Here is a 19,198-nt window from a genome sequence, read left to right on the forward strand (position 1 = left end):
CAGTCTAGACTACGGGTATTTTGAATAAATGAACCTTATTCCCAAAAAACGCCTTGATGCTTTGCTTGAAGTGATCTCAAAAAGAGATATGCCAGAACAAACTCGTAAAGCAGTGAAACTTGTGTTCGAGTCTGGCTATTCTTATGAATTGGCTTCGAAAAGAACAGGAGTATCGAGCAAGCGCGTGTCATTGGCTGTGCGCAAGCTGAACCAAATGGATGAGATTTTACTGAAGGCATATAGGGTGTGATGATGAATAGAAACTCAATGGATTTATATTTTGCTCAAGAAGCACTGAACGATGCTATGCAAACAAGCGAGAACCAGATTTTCTTATCCGCTTCGACCTGTGATAGCGAAAGAATCCGCAACCATGTTATTGATCTAGGGAGTTCACAAGAACTGAGCTTATCTGGTAACCCGTTAGCGCTACCGAATGGCGCGATGTTGACATTCCTACTTACTGATAGCCAAGTATCGGGTGGACACTCTGGCAATGCATATGTAATTAATTGCTTTGATGAAACGAATTATTCTTATATAAATGAGTTGGTTTCTTCATGGACACTGCTGAAAAAGCACAAGGCAGTCTTTTTCTCTGTCGACTGAAACCTATTAATACTCACTTATAAAGTTAGGTTTAACGATGGAACGCATTCAGCTTTTGAGAAAAGAAGCACTATCACTTCGCTATGCTATGGAGTTGTGCAGTAAAGGTCCTTCCACATATCCAACCCCAAACTTCCCAATAATGAACTGTAAGTTTGCGTCACTATTATTAACCTACCATTATTTTCAACTACTGGATGACGTTGAAATTACCATGGTCACTGGCTTCGGTGAAAAGATGGTTTCCCATGTCTGGCTAGAGATTGACGGCCATGTGTTTGATGTGACAGGTGACCAGTACAACCTTATTGAAGACTACCAGCTCTACTCCAAAATCATTGAAAAAAGACCCTACTCAAGCGTTCATATTGAAGAGCGCTCACAAAGTTACCTTTATCAAATCTTTGATCGCACTGAAAGAATGCCTCTCGAACGAAGCTATACAGCGTTCAAGCCTCGCTTTGTTAATCAGATGGCAGAGTCATATGAATACTTAAAACAAAGTATGGCCAATTCTAATAGAAAGCAAAAAACCTAAACTATGGGTTTACCATTATTCAACTTAAATAACATACTACGAAGGTTAAAATGTCTGTTAATTCAAAATTATCAATTACATTGTTCCTAGCGAAATGTGCCTATCTATTTGTACATATTGGCGTTGGGCTTGTATACATCTATATTTTCTTTGATTTGGCACAGACTGCTTACCCTGAGCTAAAAAACGATATCCTAACAACGGTAAGCTTTGCATCTATTACAGCTATTTGGTGCTCTTGGGGATGGGATGTAAAAAATAGCTTAAAGAGCACGACAACTAGCTACGAATTCCTATGCTTAAAAGTATCTGGTCTATTTGAATGTTATACCCTTCTTCTGTTATTTATCTTCCCATTAGTAGTTTCTATTACCACTGATATGAGCTTCTCTGATACGTTCAATTTTGCTATCACTGATAGTTTTGCTATTGGACTATCATTATGTATTTTTTCATTCAGGCCATTTATGAGGGATATGTTTGCCCACCCCCATGAGCTCGCAAGCAGATAAGGTTAAACTATTTAATGTGGTGCGAGGGGGTGTAATCTCTACGATCACTTCTTTCTAAAAAACGAACAAAAACGATCTCGGACGATCTCTAAATCCCCCATCTAAAACAGCCCCCGATGTAGATACATCCGGGGCTGTGTTCCAATACAACTACCGAAATAAAATGCGGTTCTAAGATCGCATAATTGCAGTGTGGAATTTTGGTGTGGAGGGGTGGGTGAGTCCGAACAGGGCCTGAGCGCCCTACTCCATCACTAATTCTATTCTCACTGCCTAGTTCTGATTTTCTTCTGTAGTTGGTGGCTTTTTGATGTGGGAACGACAGTACGAGCACGCTAGATGGAATGGGCTTAAGCTCAACATCCTCTCGACCGCCTTTGATGGTGGTAAGCGCTTGCAAGTGAGCGAAATCCCCTACTCTGACCTACCACACATCAAAGTCATGGGAACAAAAGCCCGTACCTACACAATTGAAGCGGTATTCGTTGGTTCCAGTTCTCTGGCTGATGCTAATACCCTCATTGAAAACCTAGAAGCAACACCAACTGGCGATCTAGAGCATCCTTGGTTGGGTGAGCTGCCGCTTGTCTTTGAAGACGTATCCCAAAGCATCAGTACCAAGAAAGGCTTAGTCACGCTGAGCCTGAAGTTTGCTCGTGCTGGCTCTTCCCCTTCAATCACTGCACCGACTTCCGTTCGTACAAAAACGCAGGCCAACATAGTCGAGAGCTTGTCGAAACGTTCTTTCGTAAAAGAAGTAAACGGCTTGGATGTATCGGACATTCACAGGGTTCAAAGTGATGTCACCAGCGCATTGAACGTGTTGGTCGACATCACCAACCGTTTGAACCTTGAAGATGAAAACCTTCAAGACATTAACTACGCCATCAATAAAGCATTTTCGGCAGTGAGTAGCCTCAGCACCAACCCAACTGAGTTCGCTGACCTATTTTCTGCGTCAGTGAATGCGGTGGCCGATGGTGTTCAAGCTGAGCCTAATTCAAGTAATGAAGCAGTAGACAACTCGCGCAGTGCTCAAGCTTTACTACTAGGTGAAGTGAAACCGGACACGCCAACTCAGCACCACAATGTACAAATGGTGACGGGCGCAGTGAAGATGAACAAAGACATCACACACCTAGAGAAAGGCGACCGTTTTGATATTACGCAGTCGGCTAAGCAGCCTGAAACCATCAATAATGATCTATCTACGTTGATTGTCGGTATCGATGAGCGCATCAAAGAGACCACCCAAGTATCGACGCTTGAAAGCATTGAGTTGTTCGACGCAGTCACGACATTAAAAAGTAATGTAAAGGTTCAGCAGGATAAGGTGGTCAGCGGCACTGCGCCTCATAGAACGGTGCAATCACCACGCTTTCAATCCGCGCTGACGATTGCGCACGATGAGTTCACTCAAGAAAAAATCATCACCAAAATGAATGCGCTGCAGCACCCGCTCTTCATTCGTGGTGATATTGCCGTGAGGGATGTGTCATGAATACGCTAACGATGCACATTGATGGCAAGCCGCGCACCTTCTATCAAGCGAATATCAACTACTCCATTGAACAGCTGGCCCACACGTTCAGCTGCTCAATTGAGCCTATGAGTATTGAAAGCCCGTTATCGGTCGAGTTCTTCCTTAACGACAAGTCGATTCTGATTGGTCAGATTGATGGTGTGTATCCCAATACCGATCCAAGCGCTCACGCTGTTTCCATTTCTGGCCGCTCGAAGAGTGCCAACATGATTGATTCACGCATCACGATGGATGCACTTTATAACTTGAACGTGGAAGAGCTACTTCGCCATGTCGCCAAGCCATATGGTTTGAAAGTGAAAAGCCTGGTGAAGAGTATGCCGGTCATCCCCGAGTTTCAGATAAATGCCGAATCACCGGTAGAGAACGTGGCGCAGCTCATTCGAGAGCAAGGCTTTATGTTGGTTGAGCGCAATGGCATGTTGATCATTGAAAACACCGCGCATGCAACTATCAGCAACATTGGCCTAGAAACGGGCAACAACATCGACAGCCTGAACATCAAGCGCACCTTCAATCAGCAATTTCACACCATTGATGTGCAAGGCCAGTGGGATGACGCAAGCTCACAGGTCATCAATCCAAACGTCGATAGCTCACGCACCATGGTGATCACCTGTGACCAATTACAAAACCGAGAAGCTTGCCTGTCTCGTGCTAAGTATGAGCGCAACCTCGCCATTGCTCAAAGCCTGACAGCATCAAGCACAATTGCCGACATATTCCCTGAGTTGGCCATTGATGGATTAAACCGAGTGATTCGAGTCGCTGACCAAGAGCAAAGCTTCAGTGAGATGTTGGTGATCAAGTCGCTTGGCCTATCAGTGTCTGAAAGCTCTACAGAAACATCGGTTGAGCTGTTTAGGCCGTTTAAGGAGCAAAGCTATGTCTAGTGCTCTGCAGCAACAACAGCGATTAATGGCCAGAATCAAAAACGTAATTGGTACCGGCACTGTCACAGGGGCAACCACAGGCCGGCTACAAATCAAAACCGCGACAGGCCGAACCAACGACAAGATAAAACGCGTGCACAACTACGGGTTTATGAGCCGTCCATTACCAGGGGCGAAAACTTACAACCTGTTCATTGGTGGAACCACATCTCGCGGCATTACCGTGAACGTAGAAGACGAACGTCACCAAATAGAGTTGCAGCCTGGTGAAGTCGCGATACTTGACGACAAAGGCAACCTTGTTCATTTCACGCAGCAAGGCATCAAGATACACGCCTGCGCAAAATTAGAAGTGATATCGGCGCAAGAAACCACAGTGAACGCAACGGCTGTGAACGTTACCGCACCTAAATCCACGTTTTCCGGTGATGTAGAAATCGGCGGTAATCTGAAAGTCACCAAGAACGCTGATGTGACCGGTTCTGTGGGTGGCGCGTCCGGTAAGTTCGGCGGTGTCAAAGTTGAAAAGCATGACCACGACTACACCGACGATGGGACAACAAGAATAACCAAGGGGCCAAATAAAGGATGAGTCATTTCAACTTAACCGCCCTGACAGCGCCGCTCAGCTCTACAGAGGGATTAACCCACGCCGTTCTGCAGAGTGTTTATAACTACGCCGAATCCACTCAAAACGATCGCGCCCGTATGGCAAGCAATAAGCGTGGCGGCACTTGGAGCAATGAGTTGATAAACGTGGTCGGCTCTCGTGATTGGACGCTCAAGCGAGCAAAGCTGACAGACGAAACGCTCAGCCTCGCTAAACGGTTTTGTGAAGAGTCGCTCGCTTGGCTCATTACAGACGGCCACGCTAAAGCGGTTGAGGTTTCAGTATGGCGAGAGAAGCCAAATCAGATGGGGCGTAATGTGATGATCACCTTAGCCGATGGCTCTCAGTTTGATGTTCCACTTTCAAAGGTTAACCAATGAGTACACAACGAAGCCTAGACAGTTTAATTGCACGCGCAGAAGCTAATCTGGTATCTACTACAGGGCAAAACAACCCCGCAACCAAAGCGATAGCCGCGGCCATTGCAGGCGTTAGCTATGGACAATATGGTTATCAAGATTTGCTTTTCAGGCAACTGCATCCAGAGACCTGCTCTGAAGAGTGGTTATACCTACACGCCAATCGCCATAAAGCCCCTCGATTGTTGCCCACGTTCGCAACGGGCCGAGTACAGTTCATTGAGCTTGATGGCACGGTGGTGATCAAGAAAGGCACCCGTTTAACACATGCTAATCATGAGTACGAAACCACCAAAGAACAATACAGCAACGTCCCCGTTGATGTCATTGCTCTTGAATCTGGCGTGGAGAGTAATCTTTCCGAAGGCGCAGTGCTTACGCTAAGCGAAGGGTTGAGCGGTATTGACCCAAACCATGTGCTTTCACTTGGCATTGGCGGAGGCGCCAATATTGAAGAACTAGAGCACTGGCGAGTGCGTGTCATCGTTGCCTTTGAAAAGAACGAACTGATTGGCAAAGCGGCAGATTACGAAGTGTGGGCGGTATCGGCTCACTCGGATGTGGATTTTGCTTGGGCGCTTGATAACACCCCACAACGAGGCATGGTTGAAGTGTATATCGGTGCGCGAGACAACGACCCAACGTTAAGCGGTGAAGTGGTCAACTTAGTGCAAGACACCTTTGAAGACAATCGACTCGCAGGTTGTCACCCATTGGCTCACCTACCAGAGCAAGTCCCAATCAATATCGAGATCCAAGGTATTGAAGACCAAGTGGTGCGTGACGATGTGGTCACTGCACTCGAAAACTTAGTGAAAGAGAAAATGGGCAACATCGACCCGACAACCCAAAAGCCGGAGTCCATCACCAACACTGAAATTGTTTTAACTATTTCTACCGTGACCAACAACTTTATTGTTCGCTCTCCGGTTGGAGAAGTCGCCATTAACAACAATCAAATACATGTATTAGGAGGTGTGACGTGGACACCTCCGACTTAATTATTGAATACAGTGCCGGTGATTTTGAAGGCGCCTATCAAGGGTTATTACCCAAAGGCGAATATTGGCAAGACACCGAGAACCTAGAGCTTGCCAGCACCATTAAAGGCATTGCCAAAGACTTCAAGCAAACCCATGACGAGATTGAGTTGTCGCTATTAACTGAGTTTGAAGAGCAACAATTTGGTTGGAAAGTGTCGGACTATCAAAGTTTGTTAAACACCACGGCTGGCCAGCAAAGTGGTTTGGTGTTTGATGAGGTTAGCGAACCTAATCTTATTTATGGCTCTTTGTACGATTCGTTTCGGCACTTGAGCATTCAAGAATGGCAAGCATTTGAAAAGTACCGTTTGCCACACACTGAAGTAATTTGGATATATCACTCAGCCTTTGTTGCTCATCACCAAATGGCGAACTATCGACATATTAGAAACCTGCACAAATACGAGGTAACACAATGAGTTTATTGATTACTGATGCGGGTATCGCAGCTTCAATTCGAGCTGGCGAGCTTGGCATTAGTTACAAAATAGCAGAAATCAGTATTGGCACTGAGGGCTATACGCCTACAGCAGACCAAATCAATCTACGCAATGAAGTACAACGCAAAGCCATTACTCGCGGAGAGGTTGCGGCGTTAGGTCGACTGCATTTCGAAACCGTGTGGGATGGAACAGAAGCCTTCGAAGGTAAGGAGCTCGGTTACTGGCTCGATGACGGAACCCTTTTCGCCGTTGATAGCCGCGATGGTGAAGTCATTACTTATAAACAGAAAGATACGGTTGTTATCGAAGCGTGTGAGCTTAACTTAGCCGCGTCCACCATTGATAACATCTCGGTGGAGTTACTTGAGGCTTATAGTGCTACAGAAGAGCGCTCGGGTGTTGCAAAGATTGTGACGATGAACCAAGTGGATGAAGGTGAGGATGACCATTCAATTTTAACGGTTAAGAAGTTCTTGTATTCGTTAGGTGTTCCCCATGTTGTTGATAAACTGACTAGCGCTTTATGGTTAAAGCTTTCGGCTAAAATATTTCCCGTTGGTGCGGCTATCCCGTGGTTTACGGATGTTGCTCCAGATGGCTTTGCCATAATGAAAAATCAAGCGTTTGATATCAATATATACCCCGAATTAGCCAAAGTATTCACTAACGGGGTTATCCCAGATATGCGTGGTTGTGGCGTAATGGGGAAAGAAGATGGTGATCATGTTGGCGCTTTCGAAGCGGGTGAAGTTAAATCTCATGGACATCCTAACTCTACGGTCAAATCAACGAATTTAGGCAGCAAAAGCACGTCATCAGACACTCACTACCATAAGGTTGATTATAGTACTCGCGCGACCGCTGAAAATGCCTCCAATGATACTGGTGGATGGAATTATATGTTTGATGATGGCACAACAAGGAATACCCCATCCGATACGCACAATCACTCGGTGACTATTGGCTCTCATGCTCATACCGTTGCTATTGCACTGTTTGGTGCACTCAAAAATACAATAGATCACCGAAAAGTAAATTGGATAGTGAGGACAGCATAATGACATTATTTTTTGCCCAATCTCAAACAGTTGAAGTATCTCGTTTATCGCGTGATGGTTGGTGGCTAGAAAACACTTCTGAACATGTTGTCAAAGGAACAGCGTTAGGAGAGGACTTTACCCAAGATATCTATACCCCGTCGAGCAAAGGCATGATCGCTCAATATGACCGGGGAAACAAAACTTGGTCTGAAGAGATTGAGGATATGACATGGAAAACGTTTTGGGATAAAAATGGGAATGACTTTGTTATCGGTAAGCCTAATGGTGACTATCCCCAATGGGTTATCAAAGACATGCCACCTGAGTATAACAAGGACACTCAAACGGTGCTTCATTCAGATAAAATGGGATGGGTAGTACATGAAATCCTGCTTGGTCGTTGTTTTTATGATAAGTGGGGCAATGAGTTTTTAGTTTCTGATTACAACTTCGAATTGCCGAGTGAGCACTCTTGGGAAGGACCACCTAAACCTGAAGAAGGCCGAGCTTTTAAACTGGTGCATGGGGAGTGGGTATCGTTTGCTGACCATCGTGAAAAAATGGCCTACGCCAAGGACCGTGATAATAACTATGTGAGTGACTATCAAATTGATGAATTAGGCGAATTACCTAACACGCATACTTTACTCGAGTATGGTCCTTATGATTCGTGGTCAGGTGATAAGTCTGGTTGGCAGTACGATATAACTCGTCACCGTCCATATAAAGCTGATATTGAAAAAGTATGGCGTGACGCTGAGTTCAGTCGCGTCCTCAACCGCATCGACCAATACGAGAGAGACCAAAACTACCCTTCGGAATTACGAACGTCACCATTGACTATTGAGCAATACAATTTGTTGCTCTTAGACCGTAAGTTACTTAGTGACTACCCGAATATCGAAGGTTTCCCGTTTTGTGAGCGGCCAAGGCTATCAGGACTTGCGACTTAACCTTATCAAACCCAGCTCCATGCTGGGTTTTCTCTTCCTGCTCTCTGAACTTCTATATCTCGACACTAGAAATGCCATCAGTCCCCTTTAAAACTCAACGAGATACACTGCTTATGGGGGAACGAATCAACTAGCCACAAGAGAGAAATCAATGAATGAATCAGAGGCAAAGGCACTCGTCGTATCACTACTCGATGTCACTGGCCTAAAGAAAATCTTAGCCTCCGTTAGTGCAACCCTAATCAGTTTTGGCGTGAATGACGCACTCCAAATTTTGTCTGTTGCGGTCGGTATTGGCGCAGGCATTATGGCTATTCGTCACTACGCTATTGCAACCAAACTCAGCCAAGCGCAGCTGGACAAGTTGAACTCAAAAAAAGAGGGTTCAGCATGAGCATAAAAACCAAAGCAGTACAGACTGTGGTGTGCTCTGTTGCCTCCGTTCTTGCCATTGTTTTTACCATTGATTCAGAGCTTACTACCAGTGAGCAAGGCCTCAGCCATGTCGCGAATGAAGAAGGTTGCAGGCTCAAACCCTACCAATGCAGTGCCGATGTGTGGACTGCGGGGCTTGGGCATACAAGCGGCGTCACACCAGAGATGGTGTTTACCGAGCAACAAGCGGCTGAGTATTTTGTTGAAGATATCTCAGCTGCCGAACAAGTGGTAAACAAACACATCACCCAAACCGCTAGCCAGGGCGAATACGACATGATGGTGAGCTTTGTCTTTAACCTTGGCGCCGGCAATTTCACGCGTTCGACCTTACTGAAGAAGTTTAACCAAGGTGATCATCAAGGCGCTTGTAAGGAGTACCCAAGATGGGTGTTTGTGAATGGTAAAGACTGCCGACTCAAGCAAAGCAACTGTGCCGGCATTCCTAAACGCCGAACCAAAGAACAACACGTTTGTTTGAATGGGTGGTGATCATGCTAAATCAATATCTAACTTTGTTTAAAGCCATTGCCTTTGCTGCCGTCCTTAGCGGTGTCGCTTATTGTTCGTATGACTACGGCGTAACCACCACTGAGGTCAAAGCCTTAAAAGCACAAAATGCCCTATGGGACAAAGTAGAGCAAAAACAAAACGAGGCTTTTCAGCTCGCCGTGAAGCTCGCGAACCAAAAGCCAGATATTCGAATTGAGTTTCGAGAGATAGAAAAAGAGGTGATCAAGTATGCTCAAAAGAGCAGTGATAAGCAGTGCGTTGTTAACGATCCTGACTGGATGCACATCCGCGCCCAATCAGTGCGAGCGCATAATCGAGCAATCGGTATTCAGCAACCCTCCACCATCCCTGATGGTGCCGCCAAAACCGCTACAGGTTACGAGCGAGACGCCGAAGTCTTAGCGGAAGATGTGGCGAACCTGCAAACCTGTGCTGAAAATGCTCAGAAGCTCTTATCGCTACAAACTTGGATAAGGGCGCAGCTTCTAGACGAGCTGCAGTAAAGATAAACCTATCAGTACTCGATACTAAGCCGCATCCAAACGTTTATATTCTTTAGGGGTGATGACCGGTTGCCCCACAACATCATTCAACTCTTGCATCATATCAATGAGCGGTAGCAGTTCGTTCTTGTGGAACAGCCAATCCACTTTGTTCAAATCCAGTGACGTAATACTCTCGCGTCGAATGCTCATCAACTCGATTGGCACACGGTGAACCGAAAGCACCTCGTTCATGGTTTGGTTCTTCACTTCTTTGTATGAGTCTTTAGCTTCTACTTGACCAATTGGCTTAAGTTCTGGAGCTTTGGTGTCTTTACCTTTGGCATTTACAAATAAGTTTTTAAACGCCATGCCTTCTTGAGCCTGCAGTTGTTTTTTTATGGCCTTTTCTTGTTTCTCTGTCATGGTTGGCTCATTCATATACAGCAAGTAACCTGCATGGTTACCGTTACGGTAGTACTGACGACGAAACAAGGTGGCATCATCGTTCAACCAGATAGAAGTCAAAGAGCTAATGTGACTAGGCAAACCATACAGCTCTTGCGCTACATCGTAATCGCCCAAGTGGAACACTTGGCCTTTCTTGTAGTCGATACGCCCGTCATCATCGTAAGCTCTTGGCTTATACGTCCAACCTAAGTCTTCACGTCTACGCATATACAAAGCAGGTATGTGTTTGAGCTTAATAGGCTCACCCAGCCCTCCATAGCCTCGAATGACCTGTAAGTAGGCATTGCCAAAGGTTAAGTAGTCTTGAATAAAGCGCTTTGCATCTTGGCGTGAAAGCAATCCACTCAGCTCAATGGCATGCATTAACGTATTGCGCTTAAACTCAATCGCACTCGAATGCATCGGGTTCGTGCGCAGTGCTTTGGCTAAGGTATCGAGCGCAATCGGTGGTTCGTATAAACCATCAACCAACGCCACTTCTAAATAGCTGAGAATGTCGCTGTTCATCACGCTCACGGGGTTAGAAAATTCAATCTCAATCACTTGGCCTCTCCAAAATTAGGCTAGAAGAACTCGACACTGGTGTTGGTGTCATTGTTTATATCAATCGGCTCCCAACGCATCACATGCATCGAAGCCCAGGCTAAATCGGCATGAGAGCCAATTTTGCTGCGGTTAGAAACAAAGGTAATTTGGTTACTCACCTTAGTGGTTTGCTGGCGGATCATTAAGAACGAGTGAACGAGATCATCCCATTCAGCTTCGAACTGTAAGCGGCCACTGTTAATGATTTCTCTCGACTTGTAGGCCATTAGTCGCTTCACTTCGGGTGAGTAATCCAGCTCGACCAGAGCTGGGTAAAACTTACGAACCAGCTCAGCGGTAGCCGAGCCCACGCCACTGGTATCCATGGCCATGTACACCACATTGTATTTCTCAGTAATGCCGCGAATGGTGTCAGCCTGTTGCTCATAGCTGGAGCCTTTAAGGCGAACCCGCTCAATAAATCGGAACACGCCGCCTTTACGTCTAGGCTTTAACGCCACCACTAAGCCTGCATCATCCGAGCTTTCACCCGTACCGCCACCTCTTGGGTCATAACCGACCAATACTTCTGCGTTACCCACTGGCCTTGCTTTCTCGTGGTCGACATCTTTCCAAAGTGAACTGTCTGCCTTACAGGCCAGTAGCGCCTTAAGAGAGAAGAATGAAGCGCTGTCGTCCAAAAACTTACAACGCAACAGGTTGTCGAAAATTTCTTTAACCGGATATTTGCGCTTGAGCTTATCCATGTTGAAGAAGGTCGCGCCTTTCTTAATCGCATCATCCACTGTGATCATTTGACGGAAGATAAAATCAACACCCAAAGCACCGGCTTTTAGCGCCTTGTGGCTAATATCAATGCCGTGCTCTTTCTTGCCTTGCCATTTGGAGTAGGCTTCATGGGCCATAGTGGAAGGTGTCGAAATGTAAGTGGTACGGAACTGCGATTGCATCGACATACCGCCAGCGTAATTATCTAAATCTGCAAAGCCGGGGATCCAGAACACCTCATCCCAATACATGTGGCCGTTAAAGCCTTGAGAGGTCGCTACGTTGGTGGACATAAAACCGAGGTTCGCGCCGTTGCTGAGCTCGATATCGTCCTTACCTTTTAGGTCAACTTCACCAATCTCTAGCGCAAACTTACGAATGTAGTTTTTGAAGATATACGACTGCTTTTTCGACGCAGAGATAAACACCTGGTTGTCGCCAGTCAGCACCGCATCTTCAAACGCTTCAAAGGCAAAATAGAACGTAAGACCAATCTGCCGCGACTTAAGATAAAAGCGCACTTCATTGATCTCATCGTTTTGCTTATGGCCATGAATGTCCTTTTGGTATTCGAAGAAGGTTTTCTCTCGATACTCGTCCAACATCTCTTTGGTGATGTGGGATACATCGTTCTTCGTCTTATTTGGCTTGCGACCACGCTTATTCTCGCCATCACTTCGGCCAGCTGGTCGGTTGCGCCTTTGCTCAGCTTCATCACGTTTGAATTGCTGTTCGAGTAACATCTTGAGCTCACGCTCTTGGCTCTCAAGCTTTTGATCAACCCACATCAAGTAAGCAATGCGCTGTCTCATCATTAATTCGACGGGCGCGTCATCCCTCAGCGTTTTCCAATCAAACTGAGTTATCCATTTTTGAACCGTGCGTGTGGCTACGCTAACCGTTTCTGCAATTTCAGCAGGCTTACGTTGGCGTAAAAACAGTCCCAAAGCTTTCGTTTGGTCGGCGGTATAGAGCGGTTCGCTAACAACATTATTTTCCATGTTTGCATAGTGCTACAGCGCCGGTGATTACTCAGCTTGAACGATTTCTATATCAAGCGTTTAGAACTAGGACAAATACAAAAAGGCGGAGGCATTGGGTAAATTGGAATCATCGAATTTAGGAGAGTTTAGGCATGTTCCAATCAGAGCTAATTTGTATTTTACAGGCAGGAGCAACCATTGATGGTCGAGTCATTGAGCAAAAAATCATTGATGAGATTGCAGAAACTTACAACCCAGACATCTATACAGCTCGAATTAATGCAGACCATTACCCATGGAGCAACAAGTACGGCTCTGTCCTCTCTGTCGAAAAGAAAGAAGACAAGCTATTCGCCGTACTGAAACCAAATTCAATGCTTTTGCGTATGGCTGAGCAAGGACAGCTTTTACATACCTCATGTGAGTTCTATGAAAAGTTTGCAGACACAGGGAAAGCCTATCTGACCGGATTGGCCCTGACTGATGAGCCTGCATCGTTAGGTACGACCCAGATTCAACTGTCTGCCAGCAACAAAGATAAAGCGTGCGTCCCAACGAGCTTTCAAATTACCCCAGAACAACTCTCGAAAGACACCGAGGAAGAAGCCTCGATGTTCCATACATTTAAACGCTGGCTTAAGGGCGAAGGTGAACTTGAGCAGCTCTCACAACAACAGGAAGAAGACGACATGAGTAAAGAACTTGAAGAGCTACTCAAGCAAAGCATTGAGCAAGGTAAACAAAATCAGCAACAACTCAGCCAGTTAAATGAGCAAGTTGAAAAGTTAAACACCAATGGTAAGCCGCCCGAGCAACCCGCTGAACCTGAAGACAGTACGGATGTCACCGAACTAAAAGACCAGGTAGAGACTTTGTCTTCACAGGTAGAAAACCTAACTGGCCAAATTGAAAAGTTCAGTAAGTTAACCGATGAAGAGCAGCGCAAGTTAGCCGGCGAAGGTAATGACGAAGAGCGCTACTTATAGGCTTCGACACGCCCTCAACCCATAACGAATTGAATTAGGTAAGAACATGCAAAAGCAGACCAAAATAAAACTCAGCGCCTACGTGAAAGCCGTGGCAGCGCAAAACGATGTGGATGATGCAACCGAGAAGTTTAACGTGAGCCCGAATGGTACTCAGCGCATTATCGCGGCTATCCGTGAAAGCAACTGGTTCCTAGGCAAAATCAACATCATCTCAGTGAAAAATCAAAAAGGTGAATCCATTGGTCTTGGCGCTACGGGCATGATTGCCAGTCGTACCGATACATCGGGTTCGGGCAACCGTACACCGAAAGATCACTCAAGCATGGGGGCGATGCCTTACATGTGTGAGCAAACAAACTTTGATACCGCGCTTCGTTACGCAAAACTGGACGCGTGGGCGCACCATAAAAACTTCAACGCCTTGATAAGTAAAGCAACCCGAGAGCAGATTGACGCCAATAAAATCACGATTGGTTGGTATGGCGTAAGTGTCGCTAAAAATACCGATGCTAGCGCTAATCCGAACGGTGAAGATGTGAATAAAGGTTGGTTCCAAGCCATGCGTGATCATAACGAAGATCGCTTAATCACCACGGGACAAAAAGCGGATGGTGAAATTCGTATCGGTGAAGGTGGTGACTTCATCAACCTAGACCTAGCCGTGCTTGAAACGAAAAACCTACTGCATGACGCCTGTGAAAATGATTCAAACCTTGTGGCCATCATCGGCTCTGACTTGCTTGCTTATGACAAAGCCAAGTTCTACGAAGCGCACGGTAATACGCCAAGCGAAAAAGGCAAAATTCAAGAACTGCAAGTCATCGGTACCTATGGCGGTCTGCCTGCAGTGAAAGTACCAGGCTTCCCTTCTACGGGCATCATGGTGACCAGTTACGACAACTTATCCATCTACATTCAAGAAGGTTCAGTTCGCCGCTCTGCAGGTAAGAAGAACGACGAAAAAGACCAAATTGAAAACTTTGAGTCGATGAACATGGCTTACGTGCTCGAAGAAGTTGGCAAAGCCGCAGCCATTGAATTCAAAAACGTGAAGCTTTGGATTAACGGTGCTTGGCATTAAGCCAACCGCTAGAAACTAACACCCCCTCAATGCAGGCTCTATTGCTGTTTCAGATGCGCTTTGGTGCTAACTGTTATTCGCGATTGTCGGCCTGCATTCCCTAACCCTGTAAGGATACATCATGGAATTTGTCGGTGATAAAAACGAGCGCTATGAATCTGAGTTGCCAGCCACGGACAAATATCCAGCCCTGAAGATTTCAGAGTTTCAGTCTCTGTTCCATTTCCAAAGTAATGAAACAGAGGCAGGTATTCTGCATCACGCTACGGTGTCACGCATCAAAGTGCATTCTGAACTTAAAGACACCTTAGTGCCTTTTGCTAGTTTGACGGAGTTATCGCAAGAACGCTTTGGTAATGATGACTCGGCCGAAACACTTTATAAGCAGGCCGTATTCGCACTAACCGCCGCTCAACTAATCAGTGTGCAAATGAGTGGTGACACCACCGCCGAAGCGGCAGACAGACAAGAAGCGCTCACCAGTAAGAAAGAAGAGTGCGAAGTGCAGTACCGCCAAGCCATAGACATGTTGATTCACGCAGAAGAAACCTACTGCTTTGAGAGGGTGTAATGAAAGCGCTGCAAAGCTTAACTGACCTATTCAAAAGCCATGTCACTGACGCGGCCAAAATGGATGTATGGGCGGAGGATGGCGCCTTATTTTGTGGTCAGGGTGCCGATGTCGATGGGTTTGAAATTGAATATACCGCCATCGTTTTCTTGCAAAGCGCCAAGTTAGAGCCGCAAGTGTTGTTTATGCATTTAGTCAGCTGGCTCAATAAGTACGACCCAGAGCGAGCGGAAAAAGGCTTGCCCATGCCGACGTTCGCCCTAGAGCCTCTCGATAAAGGTGCGTTTGATCTCAAGCTGAAAATTGATATTCGTGAAGAGTTCGACCTTCAAGAAAACGAACAAGGCAATTGGAAGCAAGGTGATACCCGTTATGAATGTGTCAGTGGATTCGAAGCGCGAGCCGATGAGGACCAACTCGGTGAATTGGTCTACTTTGTCGGCCACTTAGATGATTTGCCATGAGTGAATTAACACTCGTGACGCCTGAGCAATTGACTCAGGTTGTGGAAAGTTTAGTGCTGACGGCCAGTGATAAGTTTGAGCTGAATAAGCGCATGGCCAACCGAGCACGGCAGTTCTTTCGTCAGCAAATTCGAGCTCAGCGAGATATAGACAACAACCCGTACCAAAGCCGAACGCGGCGAAAGGCAACCCAACTATGGGATGGCACTCAAGCGCAGAACACCGTGAACAACAAAAACATGTTGCTGGGTTTTGGCAAGGCGTTAAGAACTCACATTACAGAAGAGAGCTTTGAGGTTGGCCTAAAAGGCGTCGCAGGTCGCATTGGCCAAGAGCACAACCAAGGCGCTCAAGTGTCGTTTACGACTCGCGTTAATGGTCACTACAACAGCAAAACAGGTCAATGGGCAGGTGGCGTGAAAACTAAGCGCAATTATCAAATGCCTAAACGAACCTTCATTGGTTGGACGCCTGCTCTAGAGCGAGAGTTACTCGCCATGGCAGCGGAACACTTTGCATTAGAGGATGCAGCGTAATGGATAAACAACAAGTAGAGAAAACAGCGCTACCCACTTTCAAGATTAAGCCAGCGAAAACAAGTTTGATCGTGAAAGACCCAACAACCCGAGAGCCATTGAAAGCGGCAGGTGAAGATAAACCCCGTAACGCTTACTGGCTACGTCGACTCGCTGAAAAAAGTATCGTGGTCATCGATAAAACAGCCAAGCCCACAGCCAAGAAGGAAACTAAATAATGAGTATTGGTTTTGCTGAAGTACCCAGCACCGCTCGCGTTCCCGGTGTCTACATTGAAATTGATAATAGCCTGGCAAACAGCGCAGAAGACCTGCAAATTATCTTAGCTATCGGTAATGCGGTTAGTGACGCAACGGTCGCGCCAAACAAGGTCACGCTTTGTATGGATGAGACGATTGCTGCAGCTTCGTTTGGTGCCAATAGCGACATAGTGGAAATGATCACCTATTTCCGTAAGCAAGATAAGACCATGCCTATCTTTGCGGTCAGTGTTGAAGATAGTGATACCGCAAGCGCCTTAGCCGTGTTGGGTGACGTTCAGTATCACCACATCATGTGCTCATTGAACGACAGCACCACCATTCGTGAGTTAGGGGCTTTTCTTGAAGAGCGATATGGCGCATTAGAGCAAGTACCAGGCATCGCGTATCTACCTAAGAAAGGCACACACGCAGAGCTCATCACCTTTGCACCAACAAGCAATTGCGCGTTAATCAACTTTCTGCCCATCAATAACTTGGAGGATTCTGCAGAAGCGCCATTGTCTGACGCGGCAGCGATTGGCGCATGGGTTGGTCAAATCGCCCCGTCATTGGCCATCGACCCTTGTAGGCCCCTGCAAACGCTCAAGTTAAACGGTGTTTACTCATTGGCAGCACAAGAGTGGGACTGGGCTGAACGTAACCTCTTTTTGTATGAAGGGTTAAGTACCTACACTGTGAACTCAGCGAATGAAGTGTTAGTCGAGCGCGCCGTTACCGCTTACACCGAAAACGCAGCTGGCGTAACGGACAACAGTTACCTTGATGTCATGACGCCGGCAACCGCCATGTATTTTCGTCAGAAACAGCGTTCGTTGATCTTAAGTGTCTACCCTCGCCATAAAGTCGCGAAAGACGGAACCAAGTTCGCCAAAGGTCAGCCGATAGTGACGCCAACCATGTTCAAAGCCAAGCTGTTGACCTTGTATCGAGATTTGGAATACCAAGGCATCGTGCAAGATTTCGATGGCTACAAAAAGTCGCTCATTGTCGAGCTCGATGAAACCAACAAGCAGCGCGTCAACTACCAAGATTCACCGCAGTTCGTGAACGGTTTGATTATCGTTGCAGGCAAAATTCAATTTAGGAAGTAAGTCATGGGAACAAAAATCACTAGCCGTGCAGTCCTCAACGCCGGCTCATTAGGGCGCCTACCCATCAAAGAAGGGGCGGAATATGGCCTCGGCAACATGAAGCGCGAAACCATAATGGGAGACGATGGCCCTTTGGGTTTCTCGGAACAGTTCTCGGATGCGCCTTTCGTCAAATGCACCATCATTCACGCTCAAGACACCGATGAGAAAGCCATTGCTGATTTTGTGGGTGAAGACATCACTTTAGAAACGAACACGAACCGCGCTTACACCTTGAAAGGCGCATGGACAGTCGACCCGCTTACGGTTGCGATAAAAGATGGTCAGCTTGAAGTACTCTTCAACGGTGACGAACTCATCCCGCAGTAAGGAGAAAGACCATGTTATCCATACTGATGAAACGAGAGGCTCAGAAGGCAAAGCCAGAACCGGTTGAAGCCTTTGAAGCTATCGACAGTGTTGACGTTATGAACGAGTCAACAGTAAGCCAAGCCGTTCGCACCGCTTTTGCTGATAAGCCCTGGGAAGAAACGCAACTCGTGTTTAAGCAAGACCAAAGCTACTTGCGCACCTTGTCGGGTTCGAAAGAGAAAGATCCGTACAAGCAAGAGCTCATTAACAAGTACCGACCATTGGTTGAAAAGCTACTGAACACTCACAAAGGCGACTACGGCAACCTCGATGTGATGTGGTGCTTTTATATGTGGCACTTTGACCTTGGCCAGTTTGAAGAGATCCACGATGACTTTCGAGCGGCCATCGATGGCGGATTAGAAACACCGGCTAATTTCAAAGTGAATGGTCAAACGGGCTTCTGTGATTACGTATTTAAGTACACGCACAAAGCGCACACCGAAAAGAAAGAGTACAAGCGCGAATACCTGCTTAAAGCCGTCAATGATTTACTGGCGGGTGAGCTTGCTACTAACGCCCCACTTAAAGTGAAAATGTTCCGCCTTGTCGGTGACTGGCACTTTGAAGCAGGCGACAAAGAAAAGGCGCACAACCTGTTTGAGATAGTGATGAAGCTAGATCCAAACAAAGGCGGTGTGAAGAAGAAACTTGAAGCATTACAAAAGGAGCTTGGCTATGACCAACCCCATTAAAGACGAGTCACAAGTCAAGGTCGCGGAGTTGGCCTCGCCTATTGAAAAAGACGGCAAAGCGCTTACGCATATTGATATCAGCAAGCCACACTCTGGGCATTTGCGCGGGTTGAGCTTGATAGATGTGTGCGGAATGAAGTTTGACGCGGGACAAACCCTATTACCTCGAATCTCTTGCTTGAACGAGCGTGACATTATCAATATGCCTCCAGAGAACTGGGCGCCATTACTCACGACGCTTGCCTCTTTTTTCGTTGCGACGGAATAGTAATAGATCGAGTTGAAGACTATTACGC

The 19,198-nt window shown here is 46.4% G+C and carries 26 protein-coding genes; 24 read left to right on the forward strand and 2 right to left on the reverse strand.

From position 1 onward, the window contains the following. Positions 1–28 precede the first annotated feature (28 nt). From AB4138_RS17810 to AB4138_RS17875, 14 genes are all read left to right on the forward strand, one after another. A complete protein-coding gene (locus AB4138_RS17810; RefSeq protein ID WP_372307071.1) occupies positions 29–250 on the forward strand; it encodes a hypothetical protein in 222 nt (73 codons plus the stop codon). A gap of 17 nt (positions 251–267) precedes the next feature. Next, the gene (locus tag AB4138_RS17815; RefSeq protein WP_102499818.1) at positions 268–609 is read left to right on the forward strand and encodes a terminase large subunit domain-containing protein; all 342 of its coding nucleotides are present in this window, start codon (positions 268–270) and stop codon (positions 607–609) included. Positions 610–646: 37 nt separating this feature from the next. Continuing rightward, on the forward strand, positions 647–1,147 hold the full coding sequence (locus tag AB4138_RS17820; protein WP_372307074.1) for a hypothetical protein: 501 nt from the start codon (positions 647–649) through the stop codon (positions 1,145–1,147). Positions 1,148–1,969: 822 nt separating this feature from the next. Next, positions 1,970–3,160: a DNA circularization N-terminal domain-containing protein gene (locus AB4138_RS17825; RefSeq protein ID WP_136974500.1), complete on the forward strand. Its 1,191-nt coding sequence runs from the start codon at positions 1,970–1,972 to the stop codon at positions 3,158–3,160. Next, the gene (locus tag AB4138_RS17830) at positions 3,157–4,095 is read left to right on the forward strand and encodes a phage tail protein (protein ID WP_372307077.1); all 939 of its coding nucleotides are present in this window, start codon (positions 3,157–3,159) and stop codon (positions 4,093–4,095) included. The genes AB4138_RS17825 and AB4138_RS17830 overlap by 4 nt, the downstream gene beginning before the upstream one ends. Next, the gene (locus AB4138_RS17835) at positions 4,088–4,687 is read left to right on the forward strand and encodes a phage baseplate assembly protein V (RefSeq protein ID WP_372307079.1); all 600 of its coding nucleotides are present in this window, start codon (positions 4,088–4,090) and stop codon (positions 4,685–4,687) included. Before AB4138_RS17830 ends, AB4138_RS17835 begins: the two co-directional genes overlap by 8 nt. Next, positions 4,684–5,085, forward strand: coding sequence for a phage GP46 family protein (locus tag AB4138_RS17840; RefSeq protein ID WP_102371038.1), 402 nt, complete (start codon positions 4,684–4,686; stop codon positions 5,083–5,085). The genes AB4138_RS17835 and AB4138_RS17840 overlap by 4 nt, the downstream gene beginning before the upstream one ends. Next, complete coding sequence (locus AB4138_RS17845; protein ID WP_108086271.1) at positions 5,082–6,125, forward strand: baseplate J/gp47 family protein; 1,044 nt, start codon at positions 5,082–5,084, stop codon at positions 6,123–6,125. Before AB4138_RS17840 ends, AB4138_RS17845 begins: the two co-directional genes overlap by 4 nt. Then, complete coding sequence (locus AB4138_RS17850) at positions 6,107–6,586, forward strand: hypothetical protein (protein ID WP_372307082.1); 480 nt, start codon at positions 6,107–6,109, stop codon at positions 6,584–6,586. Before AB4138_RS17845 ends, AB4138_RS17850 begins: the two co-directional genes overlap by 19 nt. Next, a complete protein-coding gene (locus AB4138_RS17855) occupies positions 6,583–7,668 on the forward strand; it encodes a tail fiber protein (protein WP_372307085.1) in 1,086 nt (361 codons plus the stop codon). Before AB4138_RS17850 ends, AB4138_RS17855 begins: the two co-directional genes overlap by 4 nt. Further along, on the forward strand, positions 7,668–8,603 hold the full coding sequence (locus AB4138_RS17860) for a hypothetical protein (RefSeq protein WP_372307088.1): 936 nt from the start codon (positions 7,668–7,670) through the stop codon (positions 8,601–8,603). Before AB4138_RS17855 ends, AB4138_RS17860 begins: the two co-directional genes overlap by 1 nt. Positions 8,604–8,754: 151 nt before the next feature. Next, positions 8,755–8,997 (forward strand): hypothetical protein, encoded by a 243-nt coding sequence (locus AB4138_RS17865; RefSeq protein ID WP_102371042.1) that lies wholly within the window; start codon positions 8,755–8,757, stop codon positions 8,995–8,997. Next, a complete protein-coding gene (locus AB4138_RS17870) occupies positions 8,994–9,530 on the forward strand; it encodes a lysozyme (protein ID WP_372307091.1) in 537 nt (178 codons plus the stop codon). The genes AB4138_RS17865 and AB4138_RS17870 overlap by 4 nt, the downstream gene beginning before the upstream one ends. Before the next feature lie 2 nt (positions 9,531–9,532). Then, positions 9,533–10,054 carry a hypothetical protein gene (locus AB4138_RS17875; RefSeq protein ID WP_102371044.1) on the forward strand — a complete coding sequence of 174 codons (522 nt, stop codon included), beginning with the start codon at positions 9,533–9,535 and terminating at the stop codon, positions 10,052–10,054. Between the two features lie 24 nt (positions 10,055–10,078). On the opposite strand, the gene AB4138_RS17880 is transcribed toward AB4138_RS17875, so the two are convergent. Together AB4138_RS17880 and AB4138_RS17885 are read right to left on the reverse strand one after the other, a co-directional pair. Next, the gene (locus AB4138_RS17880; protein WP_372307094.1) at positions 10,079–11,047 is read right to left on the reverse strand and encodes a phage portal protein; all 969 of its coding nucleotides are present in this window, start codon (positions 11,045–11,047) and stop codon (positions 10,079–10,081) included. Between the two features lie 20 nt (positions 11,048–11,067). Beyond that, a complete protein-coding gene (locus AB4138_RS17885; protein ID WP_372307096.1) occupies positions 11,068–12,819 on the reverse strand; it encodes a terminase large subunit domain-containing protein in 1,752 nt (583 codons plus the stop codon). Between the two features lie 134 nt (positions 12,820–12,953). Between AB4138_RS17885 and AB4138_RS17890 the strand changes: the two genes are divergently transcribed. From AB4138_RS17890 to AB4138_RS17935, 10 genes are all read left to right on the forward strand, one after another. After that, on the forward strand, positions 12,954–13,787 hold the full coding sequence (locus AB4138_RS17890; protein ID WP_372307098.1) for a GPO family capsid scaffolding protein: 834 nt from the start codon (positions 12,954–12,956) through the stop codon (positions 13,785–13,787). 46 nt (positions 13,788–13,833) lie between these two features. After that, entirely contained in the window at positions 13,834–14,871 is a 1,038-nt protein-coding gene (locus AB4138_RS17895; protein WP_372307101.1) for a phage major capsid protein, P2 family, read from the forward strand. Positions 14,872–14,992: 121 nt separating this feature from the next. After that, entirely contained in the window at positions 14,993–15,442 is a 450-nt protein-coding gene (locus tag AB4138_RS17900) for a head completion/stabilization protein (protein WP_372307104.1), read from the forward strand. Then, positions 15,442–15,906, forward strand: coding sequence for a phage tail protein (locus AB4138_RS17905; protein WP_108086261.1), 465 nt, complete (start codon positions 15,442–15,444; stop codon positions 15,904–15,906). Before AB4138_RS17900 ends, AB4138_RS17905 begins: the two co-directional genes overlap by 1 nt. Beyond that, entirely contained in the window at positions 15,903–16,442 is a 540-nt protein-coding gene (locus AB4138_RS17910) for a phage virion morphogenesis protein (protein WP_372307107.1), read from the forward strand. The genes AB4138_RS17905 and AB4138_RS17910 overlap by 4 nt, the downstream gene beginning before the upstream one ends. After that, positions 16,442–16,660 carry a DUF2635 domain-containing protein gene (locus tag AB4138_RS17915; RefSeq protein WP_372307110.1) on the forward strand — a complete coding sequence of 73 codons (219 nt, stop codon included), beginning with the start codon at positions 16,442–16,444 and terminating at the stop codon, positions 16,658–16,660. Before AB4138_RS17910 ends, AB4138_RS17915 begins: the two co-directional genes overlap by 1 nt. Beyond that, positions 16,660–17,796 (forward strand): phage tail sheath subtilisin-like domain-containing protein, encoded by a 1,137-nt coding sequence (locus AB4138_RS17920; RefSeq protein WP_372307113.1) that lies wholly within the window; start codon positions 16,660–16,662, stop codon positions 17,794–17,796. The genes AB4138_RS17915 and AB4138_RS17920 overlap by 1 nt, the downstream gene beginning before the upstream one ends. Positions 17,797–17,799: 3 nt before the next feature. Beyond that, the gene (locus tag AB4138_RS17925) at positions 17,800–18,165 is read left to right on the forward strand and encodes a phage tail tube protein (RefSeq protein WP_372307116.1); all 366 of its coding nucleotides are present in this window, start codon (positions 17,800–17,802) and stop codon (positions 18,163–18,165) included. Between the two features lie 11 nt (positions 18,166–18,176). After that, positions 18,177–18,902 (forward strand): phage terminase small subunit, encoded by a 726-nt coding sequence (gene gpM, locus AB4138_RS17930; RefSeq protein WP_372307119.1) that lies wholly within the window; start codon positions 18,177–18,179, stop codon positions 18,900–18,902. Next, entirely contained in the window at positions 18,886–19,170 is a 285-nt protein-coding gene (locus AB4138_RS17935) for a phage tail assembly protein (RefSeq protein ID WP_102550667.1), read from the forward strand. The genes gpM and AB4138_RS17935 overlap by 17 nt, the downstream gene beginning before the upstream one ends. The last annotated feature ends 28 nt before the right edge of the window (positions 19,171–19,198 follow it).

Source organism: Vibrio sp. 10N.286.52.C3 (assembly GCF_041468865.1).
GTDB classification, from domain to species: Bacteria; Pseudomonadota; Gammaproteobacteria; order Enterobacterales; family Vibrionaceae; genus Vibrio; species Vibrio crassostreae_C.

Coding starts and splice junctions, on each gene's coding strand:
- AB4138_RS17810 (WP_372307071.1), top strand. CDS start 29: ATGAACCTTATTCCCAAAAAACGCCTTGATGCTTTGCTTGAAGTGATC.
- AB4138_RS17900 (WP_372307104.1), top strand. CDS start 14,993: ATGGAATTTGTCGGTGATAAAAACGAGCGCTATGAATCTGAGTTGCCA.
- AB4138_RS17875 (WP_102371044.1), top strand. CDS start 9,533: ATGCTAAATCAATATCTAACTTTGTTTAAAGCCATTGCCTTTGCTGCC.
- AB4138_RS17895 (WP_372307101.1), top strand. CDS start 13,834: ATGCAAAAGCAGACCAAAATAAAACTCAGCGCCTACGTGAAAGCCGTG.
- AB4138_RS17925 (WP_372307116.1), top strand. CDS start 17,800: ATGGGAACAAAAATCACTAGCCGTGCAGTCCTCAACGCCGGCTCATTA.
- AB4138_RS17920 (WP_372307113.1), top strand. CDS start 16,660: ATGAGTATTGGTTTTGCTGAAGTACCCAGCACCGCTCGCGTTCCCGGT.
- gpM (WP_372307119.1), top strand. CDS start 18,177: ATGTTATCCATACTGATGAAACGAGAGGCTCAGAAGGCAAAGCCAGAA.
- AB4138_RS17865 (WP_102371042.1), top strand. CDS start 8,755: ATGAATGAATCAGAGGCAAAGGCACTCGTCGTATCACTACTCGATGTC.
- AB4138_RS17905 (WP_108086261.1), top strand. CDS start 15,442: ATGAAAGCGCTGCAAAGCTTAACTGACCTATTCAAAAGCCATGTCACT.
- AB4138_RS17815 (WP_102499818.1), top strand. CDS start 268: ATGGATTTATATTTTGCTCAAGAAGCACTGAACGATGCTATGCAAACA.
- AB4138_RS17845 (WP_108086271.1), top strand. CDS start 5,082: ATGAGTACACAACGAAGCCTAGACAGTTTAATTGCACGCGCAGAAGCT.
- AB4138_RS17840 (WP_102371038.1), top strand. CDS start 4,684: ATGAGTCATTTCAACTTAACCGCCCTGACAGCGCCGCTCAGCTCTACA.
- AB4138_RS17860 (WP_372307088.1), top strand. CDS start 7,668: ATGACATTATTTTTTGCCCAATCTCAAACAGTTGAAGTATCTCGTTTA.
- AB4138_RS17830 (WP_372307077.1), top strand. CDS start 3,157: ATGAATACGCTAACGATGCACATTGATGGCAAGCCGCGCACCTTCTAT.
- AB4138_RS17935 (WP_102550667.1), top strand. CDS start 18,886: ATGACCAACCCCATTAAAGACGAGTCACAAGTCAAGGTCGCGGAGTTG.
- AB4138_RS17885 (WP_372307096.1), bottom strand. CDS start 12,819: ATGGAAAATAATGTTGTTAGCGAACCGCTCTATACCGCCGACCAAACG.
- AB4138_RS17910 (WP_372307107.1), top strand. CDS start 15,903: ATGAGTGAATTAACACTCGTGACGCCTGAGCAATTGACTCAGGTTGTG.
- AB4138_RS17825 (WP_136974500.1), top strand. CDS start 1,970: ATGTGGGAACGACAGTACGAGCACGCTAGATGGAATGGGCTTAAGCTC.
- AB4138_RS17890 (WP_372307098.1), top strand. CDS start 12,954: ATGTTCCAATCAGAGCTAATTTGTATTTTACAGGCAGGAGCAACCATT.
- AB4138_RS17915 (WP_372307110.1), top strand. CDS start 16,442: ATGGATAAACAACAAGTAGAGAAAACAGCGCTACCCACTTTCAAGATT.
- AB4138_RS17835 (WP_372307079.1), top strand. CDS start 4,088: ATGTCTAGTGCTCTGCAGCAACAACAGCGATTAATGGCCAGAATCAAA.
- AB4138_RS17870 (WP_372307091.1), top strand. CDS start 8,994: ATGAGCATAAAAACCAAAGCAGTACAGACTGTGGTGTGCTCTGTTGCC.
- AB4138_RS17820 (WP_372307074.1), top strand. CDS start 647: ATGGAACGCATTCAGCTTTTGAGAAAAGAAGCACTATCACTTCGCTAT.
- AB4138_RS17855 (WP_372307085.1), top strand. CDS start 6,583: ATGAGTTTATTGATTACTGATGCGGGTATCGCAGCTTCAATTCGAGCT.